At 51.7% G+C, this 17,166-nt stretch carries 13 protein-coding genes; 7 read left to right on the forward strand and 6 right to left on the reverse strand.

Annotated elements, in window-relative coordinates; translation table 11 throughout:
• Window positions 1-232: 232 nt before the first annotated feature.
• From HAV38_RS18225 to HAV38_RS18245, 5 genes are all read right to left on the reverse strand, one after another.
• The gene (locus tag HAV38_RS18225; protein WP_168056801.1) at window positions 233-1,837 is read right to left on the reverse strand and encodes a sensor domain-containing diguanylate cyclase; all 1,605 of its coding nucleotides are present in this window, start codon (window positions 1,835-1,837) and stop codon (window positions 233-235) included.
• A 612-nt stretch (window positions 1,838-2,449) separates the two neighbouring features.
• Entirely contained in the window at window positions 2,450-3,769 is a 1,320-nt protein-coding gene (gene tcuC, locus HAV38_RS18230; protein WP_168056802.1) for an MFS transporter, read from the reverse strand.
• A gap of 100 nt (window positions 3,770-3,869) precedes the next feature.
• The gene (tcuB, locus tag HAV38_RS18235) at window positions 3,870-5,009 is read right to left on the reverse strand and encodes a tricarballylate utilization 4Fe-4S protein TcuB (protein ID WP_168056803.1); all 1,140 of its coding nucleotides are present in this window, start codon (window positions 5,007-5,009) and stop codon (window positions 3,870-3,872) included.
• The gene (gene tcuA, locus HAV38_RS18240) at window positions 4,996-6,426 is read right to left on the reverse strand and encodes an FAD-dependent tricarballylate dehydrogenase TcuA (RefSeq protein WP_168056804.1); all 1,431 of its coding nucleotides are present in this window, start codon (window positions 6,424-6,426) and stop codon (window positions 4,996-4,998) included. The genes tcuB and tcuA overlap by 14 nt, the downstream gene beginning before the upstream one ends.
• Window positions 6,427-6,508: 82 nt before the next feature.
• Complete coding sequence (locus HAV38_RS18245) at window positions 6,509-7,432, reverse strand: LysR family transcriptional regulator (RefSeq protein ID WP_168056805.1); 924 nt, start codon at window positions 7,430-7,432, stop codon at window positions 6,509-6,511.
• 484 nt (window positions 7,433-7,916) lie between these two features.
• Between HAV38_RS18245 and HAV38_RS18250 the strand changes: the two genes are divergently transcribed.
• Both HAV38_RS18250 and HAV38_RS18255 read left to right on the forward strand, forming a co-directional pair.
• Window positions 7,917-8,060: a DUF2256 domain-containing protein gene (locus tag HAV38_RS18250; protein WP_425338703.1), complete on the forward strand. Its 144-nt coding sequence runs from the start codon at window positions 7,917-7,919 to the stop codon at window positions 8,058-8,060.
• A 67-nt stretch (window positions 8,061-8,127) separates the two neighbouring features.
• On the forward strand, window positions 8,128-9,666 hold the full coding sequence (locus HAV38_RS18255) for a cryptochrome/photolyase family protein (RefSeq protein WP_168056807.1): 1,539 nt from the start codon (window positions 8,128-8,130) through the stop codon (window positions 9,664-9,666).
• 35 nt (window positions 9,667-9,701) lie between these two features.
• Here the strand turns inward: HAV38_RS18255 and HAV38_RS18260 are convergent, their stop codons facing one another.
• On the reverse strand, window positions 9,702-10,898 hold the full coding sequence (locus HAV38_RS18260) for a YbfB/YjiJ family MFS transporter (protein WP_168056808.1): 1,197 nt from the start codon (window positions 10,896-10,898) through the stop codon (window positions 9,702-9,704).
• A gap of 265 nt (window positions 10,899-11,163) precedes the next feature.
• Between HAV38_RS18260 and HAV38_RS18265 the strand changes: the two genes are divergently transcribed.
• The 5 genes from HAV38_RS18265 to HAV38_RS18285 all read left to right on the forward strand — a co-directional run bounded on the left by HAV38_RS18265 (window position 11,164) and on the right by HAV38_RS18285 (window position 17,166).
• Window positions 11,164-11,571, forward strand: coding sequence for an ExbD/TolR family protein (locus HAV38_RS18265; RefSeq protein ID WP_168056809.1), 408 nt, complete (start codon window positions 11,164-11,166; stop codon window positions 11,569-11,571).
• A 6-nt stretch (window positions 11,572-11,577) separates the two neighbouring features.
• Window positions 11,578-12,333 (forward strand): energy transducer TonB, encoded by a 756-nt coding sequence (locus HAV38_RS18270; RefSeq protein WP_168056810.1) that lies wholly within the window; start codon window positions 11,578-11,580, stop codon window positions 12,331-12,333.
• A complete protein-coding gene (locus HAV38_RS18275) occupies window positions 12,326-14,641 on the forward strand; it encodes a TonB-dependent receptor (protein ID WP_168056811.1) in 2,316 nt (771 codons plus the stop codon). Before HAV38_RS18270 ends, HAV38_RS18275 begins: the two co-directional genes overlap by 8 nt.
• A gap of 156 nt (window positions 14,642-14,797) precedes the next feature.
• Complete coding sequence (locus tag HAV38_RS18280) at window positions 14,798-15,448, forward strand: MotA/TolQ/ExbB proton channel family protein (protein ID WP_168056812.1); 651 nt, start codon at window positions 14,798-14,800, stop codon at window positions 15,446-15,448.
• Between the two features lie 17 nt (window positions 15,449-15,465).
• The gene (locus tag HAV38_RS18285) at window positions 15,466-17,166 is read left to right on the forward strand and encodes a bifunctional metallophosphatase/5'-nucleotidase (protein WP_245182439.1); all 1,701 of its coding nucleotides are present in this window, start codon (window positions 15,466-15,468) and stop codon (window positions 17,164-17,166) included.

Here is a 17,166-nt window from a genome sequence, read left to right on the forward strand (position 1 = left end):
GATTTAAGCGCTGAAGAGCGGACCAAACAGAGGCTGAATTCTTAATCATTACCACTGTTTTTGGTGCAAGCGTTGAGCGCTTTTCATTCAGCGGTGCGAGCGACTGCCATGACAGTTAGCGGGCTTAATATTGCGCTTGGCAACATTTACTTTGAGTTTCTGCGCAAGTTCTTCCTACTCGATCGGAGTCTTTCGGGGGAGTGTTCGCATTCGCAAATTTGATGGGTCAGACCTAAGCAGAAGTCGAGAAAAATCGGTAGCCGTTCTTTCCGTCTTGCTTGACGCAGTACATAGCGCTATCAGCATTCCTTGCAAGACTGTCAATGTCTGTGCCATCCTTTGGATAGACACTAATGCCGATGCTCGCCGTCACGCAGCCTTCCTCCTCACCGAAGCGAAATGGCTTTCCAGTATTCGCCAATATTCTCTGCGCTATAACCTCCAACTGCGAGAGCTCGGTAAAGTCGTCAATCAACACCACGAACTCGTCGCCACCGAGACGCGCAGGAGTACCCAATGCGTTGAGGCGCACGCCGACGTCTGACTTGCGCAGGCACTCGCGTAAGCGTTGCGCGAAAGTCTCCAATAGGCGATCACCCGCGATATGGCCCAAGCGATCATTGACTTGCTTGAAACCATCAAGGTCGATGAACAGTAACGCGAGGGGCGTTACTGTGCGTTGTGCCTTCGTCAGGGCATGGCCCAGGAGCTGATTGAATAAATTGCGATTAGCCAGTCCTGTCAGGCCATCGAAGTGAGCGAGATGATGTATCTGCTCTTCCGCGGCCCGGCGCTCAGTGATGTCCATTACCGTGCCGCGCAAGAGCGTAGTGTGTCCAGCTGCGCTGACGACCGGCTGTCCAAGGGCGTGCACCCATCTGACCTCGCCAAGGGGGAGCACAATGCGGAACTGATCATCAAAATTGTGGCCTTTTCGCAACGCTGTTTGTATGAGTTCTTTGTAATACCGACGGTCTTCCGGATGCACAAGTCGCAGGAACCGCTCGCCGGTCGGTACGGATTCCGCCGGATCAATGCCAAATAGGCGGTAGGTCTCCAAAGACCAGGTGGAGGAGCGCCTCACCGGATCGAGCGCCCATCCACCGAGCCCAGCGATGCGTTGAGCCTGCACTAAACTCGTCTCGCTGGCCTGAACCTTCTCCAACACGCGCTGCAGTTCCTTGTTACTCTGGCGCAATTTTTGGCGCAATCCGCTGATAAAACTGCCTATCAGCGCAAACCAGGGTAGCGTGAGCGCAAGCACCATCCACTGCAGCAACTCCAGTCGCAGGTCCAATGACAGCGGCTTGAAGCGCCACAGCAGGCCGATTACACACCCATAGGCACCTAAAATACCCACAGCGTAAATCAGCAACGCCCGCGTCGTAAGTTGCAGCACGCTGAATAAATAAGACATCAGCAGAAGTACTAAGAACACAGATCGTGCACCATCAGCCTCGTACATCGCGTACAGAGTAATGAGGGAAGAAACCAAAATTTGTGGAAGGGCAAGGTTCGGATCGTTGAACCGAAGATTGAGGCCCAAGCGAAAAAGAATATAGAAAGCGATGACTGCAAGCAATACCAGCGTGGCACTGCGATAAAATGCGGTGCTCGAAAGAACATCTTGCCAATAACAGGCAAACAGCAGGCCGATCGCCAAGAAGGACGTCCCGGCCGCCAGGAAATAGCGACGCATGCGTAGCGCTTGTTTGGGGTCGTCGTAATAACCTAAAAAAATATTCAGCCATTCCAGCGACCATGCGAATGATTTGGCGTCTTCTTTAAGTACTTCCGAGACGCAATCGCCGAGGATTTCTTGGTTGTAGTTGCACATATCCGAGCGGTACCGGCGATTTTGGGACAGGATTGCAATTCTGCAACATGAATTCACAACATGAGGGAAAGACGATTAAACAATGCTTTTCTCGCGCTAAGTCGGCATAGTTTCTTATTTTCAAATGTTGCATGTTGCTTAATAGTACCGTTTTATCTAGACCTCGTCATCAGAATATCTTATACACCCGCAATTTTGTCCAACTTTTTCATCCTACTTATTCGTGAAAAACCTGTGAACTCGCTCCAATCAGCACCAGAAGACTCTTCGGTAATCCCCGCAATACTGCACCACACATTGCCCGGCAATAACTTTCCATTTTTCACCTATGGTGAACAATGTATTTAGTGCACATTCTTTAAGTGGTAAACCTTGGCAGCGTTAGTAGGGATTCTCGAATACAGCACGAAAATATCAAAGACTGCCTGATTCGGCAAGCGGTGCAAATAAATAAAGCCTTGCATTGCTGCAAGGCTTTCGTATTTTTGACTTTGTTGTAAGGCCTTTGCACTTTATTAAATTTGTGGTGCGTTACAAGACGCGGTTAACTCTTATTTAATTAACGTCTCGCAGCGTACATTCCCTGCACCTCAACACTGACCATTTCCAGCGCTAACCGGGAACCCGGCCGTCTTTGAATGCATGCCTGGATCCTTTCGCGCCCCTATACAGCATCAAGGTTGCTAGCAGGCCACAAACAGCAGCGAAGCTCATCCAATAAGCGGGTGCGGCCTTGTCACCTGTGATTTGAATGAGGAAAGTCGAGACTGCAGGCGTGGAGCCGCCAAAAATAGCGGTAGCCAAACTGAAAGCGAGCGAAAAGCCTGCAACACGCACATTGACCGGCATCACTTCCGTTAACGCTGCGACCATCGCGCCGTTATAGACACCAAAGAAAAATGAATACCACAACAGCACAATGAGCATACGCCCGAAGCTAGGAGCGCTGACGAGCCAGGATAAGGTGGGATAAGCAGTAAAAATGGCCAATAGGGTAATGCCAATCAAAATCGGCCGGCGGCCAATGCGGTCCGACAACGCCCCGCCAATCGGCAGCCAGATAAAATTCGAAATTCCGACACAAAAAGTCACTATGAGACTATCTGCAGTGCTTAGCTTGAGCACTGTCCGACCAAACGTCGGCGTGTAAACGGTGATCAGATAAAACGTGGTCGTGGTCATTGCCACCAATAATGTCCCGGCAACTACCGTGCGCCAGTTATGGATCATCGAGCGAAAGACTTCACGCGTACTGGGATGATGGGTGCGAGCATTGAATTCTGCAGTTTCCTGTAAAGACTGACGCAGAAAAAAGATGAAGGGCACAATGGCGCAACCGATAAAGAACGGAATGCGCCAGCCCCAGTCGGCAATCGCCGAGGCGGACATAAAGGCGTTCAATCCATAACCCAGTGCGGCAGCCACCACGATAGCGACTTGCTGACTGGCAGATTGCCAGCTGGTATAAAAACCCTTATTTCCGGGAGTCGCCATTTCGGACAGATAAACCGAGACGCCACCAAGTTCTGCGCCAGCTGAAAATCCTTGCAACAAACGCCCTATCAAGACTAACAGCGGCGCTATCAGACCGATGGTCGCGTAACCGGGCATACAGGCGATCAGGATAGTTCCGCTGGCCATAATCGACAACGTGACAATCAATCCCTTGCGCCGCCCCACCTTGTCGATATAGGAACCCAGCACAACTGCCCCCACCGGGCGCATCAGAAATCCTGCACCGAAGACTGCAAAAGTCAGCATCAAAGAAGCAAACTGACTCCCCGCCGGGAAAAATGTTTTGGCAATTTGTGTAGCGTAAAAGCCAAATAAGAAAAAATCGAATTGTTCGAGAAAATTTCCACTAGTGACGCGTAAAATTGCGCCCCATTTTGAGGATGATTTACCCGTTACATCGGGGGATGGCACGGTCATGACTAGTCTCCTGAAAAAGGAAGTTAATAATTATTATATTTTTGGTGCAAAAAAACAGAAATCTTTGCGGTACAAAAGCGCCACACTGCGCCCCGCCGCATCATTCGTCGGCTGTTCGCAGTTTGGTTGGCTGGCGTTTTTCGATTGCCCATTTAAGTAGCGCGGCACTGCGATAAATCCCATGTGCGAATTTACCATAGGGCAGTGTCAGAAAAAGTGCCATGACCACGCCAAGGTGCACTGCCAGCAGCAGCGTCATGGCGCCGGTATCGCGCCACAACAGCAAAGCCAGCCCGGTCACGCTGGTGACCAAAAGCAGTACGATGAAGCCACGATCCATCGGCTTTTGCGCTTGATCACCATGCATCGGATGGCGCCGCAAATTTAGCCATAATAATCCGGTGGGTCCGATCAGTAATCCGATCCCGCCAGCGACACCCAGCAAAACCGGTAAGCTGAAGAATGGATAAGGCACTTCCAGCACGCCAAAAAAATGATACAGCGTCGCCACGCTGGTGGCCGCAAAACAGAGCATGAAACCGTAAAAAGTAAAGTGATGGAAACGTCGCCGCCACAGCGTAAATGCATCGTCGGCGTTGTTGCAACCCTCTCCATGGCCACCTCCGAGATAGGTCAGTTGCAACACATTGCCGCTCGCCTCTGCCATCGCACCAGCGGAAGCCGGGCCGGGTGATTCGGTGCGCCAAAAGCGCCGCACGCCAATCCCCAGAGCCAACATCGCAAATAGAAACACGGTGCCAAACATTAATGCCAGCGTGTTATGCGGAAAAATTGCATAAAAATTTCCGTGCAGCGGCGTAAATAAAAGTGTTCCGCGCATAATCATCACCAGCGCAAGAAATAACGAAAGCGCGCCCGCGGTAGCAAGGGCAAGCGTCAATCCATTGCGCTGATACAGTGTCCCCAATGCAGCTGGCCATGCATAATCCGTGTAAGTCTGCAAACGTACTGTAGCCATAGCCTTCGGTACGTTGACCGCAAACTCATGCGGTAACGCGTACTGGCATGCATGGAGGCATGCACCACAGTTGTGGCACAAATTGGCGAGATAGTGAATGTCGGACTTACCGAATTCAAGCCGTCGCGCCATGGCCGGAAACACTGCACAGAATCCTTCGCAATAACGACAAGAATTACAAATGGTCATTACGCGGCTCACTTCGAGTTCATTAGCAGCCAGGCCTCGCGCCTCATTGATCAAACCTTCAAGCGTCTCCATTGCGCACTTTCTCTTGGTTATTTTTTTTCTGCCTTGAAAATCCGGCGGCGTTGGCGGCTTCCGTGCCGGCGATCCGACCAAAAGCAGTACCGATCGCCATTCCCACGCCCGCCGTGTATCCCTTACCCAGCACGTTGCCAGCCATCATTTCCCCGGCAACGAACAAATTGGCACTTGGCTTGCCATCAAAATGGACCGTCGCACGTTCGTCGACTTTGAGGCCAAGATAAGTAAATGTAATACCAGGCCTCAGCGCGTAAGCGTAAAACGGCGCCTGATCAATGGGCTGCGCCCAATGCGTTTTGGCGGGAGTCAAACCCTCGGTGTGGCAATCATCCAATATGCCATGATCGAAAGTGCCCACCCTGCAAGCGGCGTTGTACTCTTCTATGGTGTGCACGAAGGCAACCGGATCCAGACCCAGCAATAGCCCCAACTCGTGTAAGGTATTGGCTTTCGTCCCCGGGAAAACCGGCGGCATAAAGCGTCCTATGGCTTTTGAATCAATGACCGAGTAGCCAATCTGGCCCGGCTGCAGCGCCACCAGCCGGCCCCAGATGGCGTATCGCTTCGGCCAGAAATCTTCGCCTTCGTCATAAAAACGTTGCGCATTTTTGTTCAGCATGACGCCCAGTGAAACGCAATCGATGCGGGTACAGATCCCACCGTCGTAAAGTGGTGCCCGTGCATCGATAGCAACGCAGTGCGACTGTGATGGATCGCCGATCATGTCTGCCCCGGCATCGCGCATGAACTTTAACAATACGCCCATGTTGAATCGTGTGCCACGAATCAGAAAATTGTCAGCAACCCATTCGCCGTTGATTTGTCCCCACGCTTCCCGTAACCATTCACGGTTTGACTCGAACCCTCCGGAGGCCAGCACACAGCTGCGCGCTTCGATACGCTCGGTGCCGATTCGCGCTGCAAGAAACCGGCCATCATTATCGATATCGAGCGCATCAACGGCAGCGTTATAACGGATCGAGATACCTAATTTTTCGGCGCTGCGATAATAAGCATTGACCAGTGCCTTGCCGCCACCCATAAAAAAAGCATTGGTGCGGGCAACGTGGAGCGTGCCCGAAATAGGCGCCTGAAAATGGACCCCGTGACTACGCATCCAGTCGCGACATGTCGCGGAGGCACGTATGGTCAGTCGTGCGAGCTTTTCGTCGGTCAGACCGCCGGTGACCTTTAACAGATCCTGCCAGTACTCCTCCTCCGGATAAGTCTCGATCAACACATCTTGCGGCGCATCGTGCATGCAGCGTAGATTACGCGTATGTTGAGAATTGCCACCGCGCCATTCGCGCGGTGCCGATTCCAGCAGTAACACCGATGCCCCTTGTTCGCGCGCCATCAGCGCTGCGCATAAAGCAGCATTTCCACCCCCGATTATCAGTACATCGAACATTACTATTGTCTCCCGGCCATTTGACGCACTATAACCGCCCGGGTCTTCACGCACTAGCGGACAATCAGACAACAGGTCTTCACTATTTGTGAAGAGTGGCGCCCGGCCAGCGACCTTCAGATACCAGGGTGCGCGTCACATCTGCCAGTACCACCCGTGCAGCTAATCCTGACGGCGACAACTCATTGTCCGACAAGCTCACCAGCAGATTGGATCGACGCGCATGTTTGTCGGATATATGCACTGCTGTAAGCAATTCTGCGTCCCCCCGGGCAAGCGCCGCTCCGGGTTGGATCGTCGCACCGAAACCGGCGCGTACGGCATCCATTAACATTGCCAGACCGTCAATTTCCGCCACGACACACGGTGTACATGTCGCGCGCGCAAACGCAGCGCTGAGCAAAGAACGCAAGCCATGCGGTCCACTGGGAAGAATTAAAGGCACGTTGGCGAGCTGGGACAAGCGCACCGACTTTCCCGATGGCATGGTGATAACATCGCTTGCGCCGATGACAAACAAGCGTTCTTCCAGCAAGGGCATGACACTCCAGCGTTGCGCCGGGTCGGCATGAAACAGAATCGCCAGATCGATTTGTCGGGCCGTCAGCATGGCCGTGAGATGACCCGATAAACTTTCTACCATATGGAGACGGACATCTGGATAGCGCTCGCGCATCGCGCGCATAAAGGGCAGTCCGAGCACACCGCTGGTACTGGGTGCCATTCCCACGCTGACATGGCCCGACAATCGCGCCTGCTGTGCGGCGCGCGCCGCATCATCAACGTGCCGCAATGCTAGTTGTGCCTGATGCATGAAGGCAAGCCCGGCGTCGGTAGGCGTGACCCCACTTGACGTACGCTGCAATAAGCGCGTCGATAATTCGCTTTCAAGTCGACTTATTTGCTGGCTCAGGGCGGATGTAACAACCCCAAGTTCGCGGGCAGCGCGTCCCATGCTACCCTGCTCCACTACGCGCACAAAATAGCGCAACTGCCGTAGTTCCATAGCGGTTCCAATGTATAACGGGGATGGTGAAATTAGTACTTTTACGTCGAGCGGATACCCACGCTGCGTTTAACAAAAACAAAAGTGAGGCTATTCTGCGCGCTTTTTAGGTCCATGCGGATAATGCCAGAAAAAGGGAGTCCCGAATTGCGTTGGTTGTGCAACAGATCGTAATCCAGCACAGCTTAAAATAAATTTATCACGCATACGGTTCTTCCCGAGCACCCTTCTGCTCAAATCGATCTGATAAAATTACTACAGGTGGTGCACGCAGGCGTATTTTTAGCGCTGGCATGGGTTGTCCGGTGGAGATCAATGACTTCAAGGCGCGTAATAAACCGCAGCAGGCATGATCTACATACCGCTTAACCGATGTTTGCCTATACTTTTCTGCCCGTTCTAACGCTGTGCGCAGTCCCTCACAACCTCACAACCCGATCATCATTCCGTATCCTACCCAGTTGCTTCGAGAGTGCTTATGAAAATGCAAAAAAAATCTAACCTCCCGAGTAAGGTTTGTCTCAGTTGCGGCTTGCCGTTTGCGTGGCGCAAAAAATGGGCGACGGTGTGGGATCAGGTCAAATATTGCTCAGCGCGATGCCGCAAGGCTAAACGTAGCGGAACATAAATACCATTGACAACGTCAGCCCCTCCCCTCACTATCTCGCCGCATAAATCGTAACGACGGAGATTACATGACCAACAAGTCCACCATCCGATTAGTCCTCGGTGACCAACTTAATCCATTGCATAGCTGGTTCAATTTGCCGCGGGATGACGTGCATATCCTCATGATGGAGGTGCGACAAGAAACCGATTACGTCCTGCATCACGCCCAGAAAATTATCGCCATTTTCGCAGGTATGCGCGACTTCGCCCAGCGCCTGACTAAGGCGGGGCATCACGTGCATTATCTGGCGATTGACGATCCGGACAATCTACAATCGTTACCCGCAAATATAGACCGGATAATTACGCATTTTGATGCTGGCACCTTTGAATATCTGGCGCCAGACGAGTGGCGACTTGACCGGCAAATGGACGACTATGTGCAGCAGTTATCCATACCGTCGCAGATGGTGGATAGCGAACACTTTTACACGAAACGTGAGGAGGTCGGCACCCTGTTTAAGGGGCGAAAAAAGTGGATGATGGAGACTTTTTATCGCCATATGCGGGTCAGACACCGTGTATTGATGGAAGCCGGTAACAAGCCCGTGGGTGGGCAGTGGAATTATGATCACGATAACCGTAAGTCCTGGCCGGGCTTGCCTGCCGAGCCACCCGATGGTCGCATCCGGCATGATCATTCCGCACTCTGGAGGACGATCGAAGCGGCAGGCGTTGAAAGCTTCGGTCAGCCAAATGCAGCACAATTTGCATGGCCATTGAATCGCGCCGAGGCGTTGCAACAACTTGACGATTTTTTGGTCAGCGCGCTTCCGTATTTCGGCCAGTTTCAGGATGCCATGAGTAGTAAAGCGTGGCGCTTATTTCACTCCCTGCTGTCGTTCGCGCTCAATACCAAGATGCTCGGTCCGGGCGAGGTGGTGACGAAGGTTGAGACCGCGTGGCGTACCGGAAGCGTACCCCTGGAAGCAGCCGAAGGTTTTATCCGGCAAATCCTGGGGTGGCGTGAATACGTGCGGGGCATGTATTGGCATCATATGCCCGATTATGCAGCGCAAAATGTATTCGCTCACGAGCGCCCGTTACCAAAATGGTTTTGGACCGGAGAGACCAAAATGCGCTGCCTTTCAATGTCCATTACGCATTCTTTAAAAGAAGCGCACGCGCATCATATTCAACGTCTGATGGTAATCGGCAACTTTGCCTTGCTGGCTGGGCTGGACCCCGGCGAGGTGCATCGTTGGTACCTCGGCGTCTACATTGACGCATTTGAATGGGTGGAGTTGCCCAATACCATAGGAATGAGCCAGTTTGCCGATGGTGGCTTAATGGCGACCAAACCCTATGTGTCGAGCGCAGCCTATATTGACCGGATGAGTGATTATTGCAAAGGGTGTCACTACGATAAAAAGCTACGTTTAGGCGAGCGCGCCTGTCCTTATAACGCCCTCTACTGGAATTTTTTTTCTCGCAACCAAAAGCACTTAGGGACCAATCCACGCCTTGGCATGGTGTATCAACAATTGCGCAAAATGGACATTACCGCATACACCGCCATGCAAGCGCAGGCTGAGGGGTTACTGGGCCAGCTGGACGACCTTTGATGACAAATCAATGTATCTGTATCCGTCATCAGACTTTAGTCGCACAACACGGCATCGGTTATGGGGAGCAGCGCACGCTGGCACAGCGCTAGCGCGGCACCTGCAAAAAGCACCAGTGCCGAAAACACGAATCCCGTCGCTAGTCCCCCAGGGCCATCGGCAATCCAGCCGGTGACCGTCGGACCTGCGATTTGCCCCAGCGCAAATGCGATCGTGAAGACGCTGATGCCTGCTGACCATGCGGCACTGGGCAAGTTATGACGTACCAATGCGGTGGCTGAGCTGACTACAGACAAAAAGACGCCACCAAATAATATTCCCGATATGAAGAGCACCGGCGTCGATACCGTCAAGACCGGCAAAAGGGTCGCCACACCAAGCAAGCCATTCAAAATCGCCAGCGTTTGACCACCTTTGAAGTAGTCCAGCATGCGCGCCCAGATAAACGACGACGCCATCACCGCTATCCCCAAGGCGGTATAAAACAGCGTAATCATCGAAGGCCGCATACCCTGTTCCTTGAGGAGTGCCACGATGAAAGTCATGTATCCAATATAGCCCACGCCAAACAGAAAATACGATGTCAGACCGAAGCCGAACAAACGTACCTTAAAGTGATCATGCCCACCCTTAAGTTGCGATGTCTGAGGGATGCTGCTAGTTGCAAAGCGCATGAGGAGTGTGGCGAGAAAACAAATCGCTCCCAGTGCATACCATGCCCATTGCCATGCATGAGAAGCGCCATGTATCTGCGCCGCGGTTAAGGTGATCGGGACGACGATTGCGGACAGCACGATACCAACGCCGGTGCCGCCATAGTACAGGCCGAGCAGCAAACCCACCTGCTTGCCACGCAATGCGCCCAGATGTGCGGCCAGTACACCGCCGGCGATAAAGATGAAGGCACTGGAAATACCCGCCAAAACACGCTGAAATAACAGCACGCCAGCGTGCGTCACAAAACCGGACAGCAACATGAACGCGCCTGTTAACACTGCGCCGATGATCATTAATCGTTGCGGTCCGACCCGTCGTATGATGCTTGGGGTGACCAGCGCACCCAGAAAGTAACCGAACGCATTACCGGTATTCATCGCTCCCGCGAGCAAATAAGACCATCCCAAATCGGCCCGCATAGGCAGCAGTAGCAAGCCGTATGAGAAGCGTGATAAGCCTAAAGCAACCGCGGCACCAAAGGACAAAAAGACTGCTATTAAAATGGGATGGCGCATTTCGCTGTCGGCTAACCGACTCCTTCGTTTGATGTACTGGAGGCGCAGGCCGCAGAGGTGATGGTCGAATAGTCTGATTAATTTTTTTAAGTTGCCATTTTAGCAGGAACAACGTCTAAGCTGTTTGTCACCCATTCAGCGGGATTTTACATTTCGGGCCGCCGATGTAATACCGCTGAAATAAATCCTCTATATGCTCCGCCTAATCAAAAAATTATAATTTTAGCACCTCTTTTTTTAAAAAATCGTTAATCGGAGTAACACCATGCGTAGTTGGGATGAACCAAAAAAACGGAAAGCACGCGTGGAAATTATTCCAATGATCGACGTGATGATGTTTTTGTTGGTATTTTTTGTACTGATAAGTTTGAACGTGATCCCGGCGCTAGGCCTCAAAACACATTTACCAAGTTCCAACAGTTCACAAGAACTAAAGCCGCAGAATAAGGCTGTAATAACGCTCGGTTTACACGATGCGTTACAAGTTGATGGTATCGCTATCCAGATGGGTGAACTGGTCGCGCGCCTGAACAGTAGCAAGAAGTCCGGCGAACAACTGAACGTCATTGTTAATAGTGATCGCGGGGTTGAAGTACAACGGTTGGTAGATGTCATGGATATCTTAAAGCAGAACGGCTTTGAATCGATTTCTATCGCCACCCGCAAGCGTTAGCGTGCCATGATGACGATGCCATTTTTGTTCCGTTTTCGAAATGCTGCAGCAAGCCTTCCGGCAATTTTTTTGCTTGTCATTCTGGTGGTTACAGGCCTGCAAAAGGCGATCAGCATCGCACCGCATCAGGATGATACGCTCGTAAAGATTACCTTGATGGAACCTGCCGCGGTGCTGGTGCCAAATCTTCCATCGCCCCCGCCCCCCAAGTCGACGCCGCCGATGAAGGCTAGCGTGGTGCAACCTCCCCCGCAGAATCGTCCGATTCTTCAAGCGGCTGCGCCAACTTCAATCGCCGAGGTGAGCCCGAGCCACGTGCCGGGTAACCCCACCGCGACGCAAGTCGCCGTGCCCGTGCCGACTCCTGTAGCGCCTGCGCTTACGCCGATACCCGCTACCAGGCCCAGCGTTGATTTCTCTATTGAGAAAAGTTATTACGCCAAACTGAAGGCAGATGTAGAGCGCCAAAAAACTTATCCACATTCGCGGGAGGCCACCATGGAGCAGCCGCAAGGCAAGGTGGTGGTATGGCTTGAGGTCAATCGTAATGGAGAGGTCACCGGATCGGGAATTGACACGCCAGCGTCAAGCATGCTGTTGAACAGGGCTGCAGAAGGCAGTTTAAGACGGCTAAAACAGGTCGAAAAATTTCCATCGGACGCGTTTAAGGGCATAGACCAAAAACGCTTTATCGTCACATTTCTTTACAGCACTGATACACACAGGGAACCAAATGATTTACAAGGGGAAACGCATGAATAACAAGGGGCTAAGCGAGAGCAACGGCAAACATAGTAGTCCTAAAAAACTGCAATATCGCCCTTTATACCTAGCTATGATCGTCGCCGGGCTGGCGGGTTGCACGACCATGGCATTTGCTGCTGATGGCGTAAATCTGGGTAATATCGATGTCCAAAGCGATGTGCGCAGCGGTGGCCTGATGGTGGATGAAGAAGCGCCTAAGTCGCGTTCGACCATCACTGGTGAAGCTTTAAAACAGAGGCCCGCAACAAATAATGCGGTACAACTGCTTTCCTCGGTGCCCGGCGTGCATGTAACCTCTAGCGACGCCGCCGGTTTGGCCGACGCCAACTTCACCATGCGCGGCTTTAACTCGGATCAGATAGGTTTTACCGTCGATGGTGCGCCAGTTAACGACTCAGGCAACTTCGCTATTTATCCAACCGAGCTGGGCGACATAGAAAACTTGCAGCAAATTTTTGTTACGCAGGGTTCGACTGATACCGATGCACCGCATATCGGCGCCAGCGGCGGCAATATCGGTTTAGTGACGATGCTGCCGACCAGGGAATTTGGCGCGTATATTGAGCAGATAGTGGGCAACAACCGACTGAATAAAGAATTTGTCCGTATTAATACCGGTGAGCACGATGTGGGCATTGGGAAAATGCGCACCTGGTTTTCAGCGTCGCATACTGGCGAAAATAAATGGCGTGAACCTGGCAGCTTACGCACAAATCGCTTTGAGATGAAATCGGTACTGGATATCAATCCGGATAACAGCCTGGATTTCACCTTTAAGTACAACCATCAGGACAATGATCAGTTCAGTAGCTTGACCAAGGCGCAGTATCAGGCCGGTAATGCCCTTTACACCAATTCACTGCTGGGTAGCAATGGCAAGGTCAATACCAATTACTACCAGTTTCATCAAAATCCTTTCGAGAACTATCTTGCCGTCCTCAATGGGAAATTTAAACTAGCCGATAATCTGCAACTGATCATTAATCCGTATTTTTGGTATGGCAATGGTGGCGGCTCTAGTGGACAGATCGGCTTCCCTGCGGGCGCACTAACCACCCAAACTTTACCAAGCGGTTCGCGCACTGACGCTTTTTATAAGATTTCCAATACTGTCACTTATCGTCCTGGCATAACGACCATCCTTAAAACCAGTCTGGGTGCAAATGACCTGAGCCTGGGTTACTGGATGGAGCGGTCGCGCCAAATGCAGACTGGTCCCTTCATTCCTATCGATCAAAGCGGTAGCCCCTCTGATTCCTGGGGACAATCGAACGGGCTGATGGACAAGAACGGCAACATCGTTCAAGCCAGTGGCCGCAATCGCTACACTACGACAATTTCACAGAAGCTTTTCTTGCAAGACTCGGTCATTTTCAACGACCAGTTCAGCGTCTTAGCCGGCGTTGCCTACGATCACGTCCGCCGCAGCGGAGATGATTACGGTACCTTGGCAAATACCAAAGGTCAGGATGTCAAAGCCAGCAAAGACTATCAGGAGTTTTTGCCGAGTATTGGGCTGAAGTACCAGATGGACCAACGTAATAGTACGTTTTATAACCTGACCCACACGTTCCGCGCGCCGCAAAATTATACGTTGTACGATTTCACCGTACTGCCTAACGGTAACGTCACGCGCAAGGCCGATCAAATGCCGGAGACGTCATGGTCGCAAGAACTTGGCTGGCGTTATACAGCAGAACGGGCAGCTTTTGGCGCGACTCTGTTCTACATCAGTTTCAGCAATCGCATGGCACAGGTGGTTGATACCGACGGTACCAGCTTTAACTTCAACGTCGGTAACGTCGTGAATAAAGGCTTTGAACTCGAAGCCAGCTACGCATTGAGCAAGACTCTTAATGTGCACAGTGCATATAGTTTTACCAGCGCGATTCAACAGGATAACTTCGTTACCAACGGCGTCTCGCTGCCGACACAAGGTAAGCAGTTCACCAATACGCCACGGCAGATGTTGAGTGCCAGCCTGGGCTATGACGACAAGCGGTTCTTTTCAACTTTGACTGGTAAATACACCAGCAGTGTCTATGGCGACATGACGAACAACGAGAGGATCGGTGGCTTTACGTTGTTTGATGTGAGCGCTGGTTACCGCTTTGAAAAAATCGGATTCATGAAGGGCGCAACGATCACGCTGTCCGGTTTGAATTTATTTAACAAACAGTATCTTGCCGCAGTCAATAGCGTCGCCACCAATGCGATAGCCTACGGCAAAGTTGCCGCGGGTGTGCCTAATTACGTTGTCGGTGGCGCACGCGCCGCAACGATAACATTGGCGGGTTCGTTCTAAACAGGAGCCATAGTAAATCGTCCTTGCCGCTATACGCCTTTGGGCAGCAAGGACGATCCGACCAAACACACAACTGTCTTCATCTGCAAGTTTTATCAAGCTTTCGCTTTTACTCCCTTGTATAACCTCACTTCATTTATGTAAAAAGGTTCACGCATGAACATGCAATTATTTCACCAGCTGGCGTTCTATGTGATGTACGCGTGCGCTGCCTTGGCAATCTTCGTGATTATCGAGCGCGGATTGTTTTTCAATTACACGCTGCGTCAGGCAATTGGATTAGAAAAAGCGATGACGCATGCGGTACAGCATGTACAAGAATTGCCACCGGAACTGACCGCGCAGCCTAGTTTACCGCTCACGTTAGTGTCCGATATTTTGGCCGAAAAACATCAATTAACTACCGAAAAAGACCTCGAAGATTTTAGTGAGTCGGTATACATTGCCAACCGCGGTGCAATCCAGCACCGGCTATGGATTCTCGATACGATCGTCACCGCCGCGCCTCTGCTGGGCCTGCTTGGTACGATCTTAGGTATCATCGATACCTTTAAAGCGCTGGCCGTGTCCGGCGTGTCAGATCCAGGTCAGGTGTCACAAGGGATCGGTACGGCGCTCTACGCCACAGCGCTGGGTATCGGCATCGCCGTAGTGGGGATGTTTTTCTTCAATATGTTTCAGGAGCGTATCGAACGTATTAACGATCATTTGAAAGTGTTGATGCTACGCGCCTGTGTCGGCGGCATCACCGACAAACGTACCCAGATACAGGCTGCGGTGGAGTCCAACAAATTGCATATCGCTTGATGAAAGATTTAAATACTATGCGTAAAAAACCTTTGCCTTGGAAAGTAATTTTTTGTGGCACTGTTTTAATTGCAATCACAGCCTGTAGCGCGTTGCAAAACGCTTCGTCGGGAGCGCCGATTGAAGTCAATCTGGTCGCTATAAACGATTTACATGGTCATCTTGAATCAGAAACGAAAAGCTTTATCGGTGTTGGCGAACCGGCTGCACGTAAGATAAAAGTTGGCGGCATCGATACCATCGGCGGTGCCCTGAATGCCTGGCGTGCCGAAGATCGACAATTATTATTCGTGGGTGCTGGCGATATGATTGGCGCCACTCCGGCACTATCGTCACTATGGGCCGATGAGCCGACTATCTTGGCGCTCAACCAGCTAAAACTACGCGTAAGCTCAGTTGGAAATCACGAATTTGATCAAGGAAGCGCAGAGTTAATGCGCTATCAACATGGCGGTTGTAAATCAACCCGTCCAGACAAAGCTTGTCGTTTTGAGAGTAATTTTCCAGGCGCACACTTTCCCTATCTTGCCGCTAACGTTATCGACAACACCAGCAACCAACCCATACTGGCGGCGTATCACATCGAACAGGCACATGGCATCAAGATCGCTTTCATCGGCGCGGTTCTGCAAGGTACCGCAGGGATTGTATCCGGTAGCGGTATCGCTAACGTGCATTTTACGGATGAAGCGAATGCTATCAATCGGTGGGTGCCTGAGATTAAAGCGCAAGGTGTCAGCGCTATCGTAGTCTTGATTCATCAGGGTGGCGAGACGGAGGAGCCATTCGACCAGACCGGTTGTTCGCAGTTGCGCGGTCCGATAGTCGAGATCGTCAAACATCTGGACCCGGCAATCAAACTGATCATCAGTGCGCATACCCACCATGGCTACACTTGCCAGGTCGATGGACGCACCGTGACACAGGGAGAATCCTACGGTCACATGTTGACCCGCATTACATTAACAATCGATCCCAAAATTTCTGATGTATCAAAAAAAATTACTGCTATCACTGCGCACAACGTCTTGATGGAAACTAATAAATACGTGCCGGACCCTGCTCTTTCCCTATTTCTACAAAAACTAAAGGCACGCAGCGAAGCGGTATTGGCAAAACCGATTGCCCACCTTGCGTTGCCACGTATCGAACGCGCGATGAACGATGCTGGAGAGTCGCCATTGGGTGATGTGATCGCCGATTCACAACTGGCGGCGACCCGCGAATTTGGCGCAAAAATCGCAATGCTTAACCAAAGCAGCATCCGCGAGGATTTGGAAAGCGGTGCCAATGGCAGTAACTATGCGCAGCTTGCGATCACTATGCCATTTGGTAACACGCTGATCGTGGAATCGCTCAGCGGCGCTCAGCTAATAGCCTTGCTTGAGCAACAAGGCTGGGGTCACAATATGCTGCAAATTTCGGATGGTCTGCAGTATCGCTGGGACCTGAAACGACCCGTCGGACACCGTGTACTACCAGGCAGCGTGACGCTCAATGGGATTGCTATAGACACGCATCAGCAATACCGGGTCAGCCTCAATAGCTTCATTGCCCAGGGCGGCGACGGGTTTAGTGTGCTAACCCAAGGCACCGAACGTCTGGATACCGGCATCAATGATCTGGATGCGCTCAGCAGGTATTTGATTGCACGCGAACGCGATGGACATCCGGCAGGACTGCCACAAGCAGCCAAGCGGATTGTGCGCGTGCACTGA

Origin of the sequence: Glaciimonas immobilis (assembly GCF_011947285.1) — a bacterium.
Lineage (GTDB): Bacteria > Pseudomonadota > Gammaproteobacteria > Burkholderiales > Burkholderiaceae_D > Glaciimonas > Glaciimonas immobilis.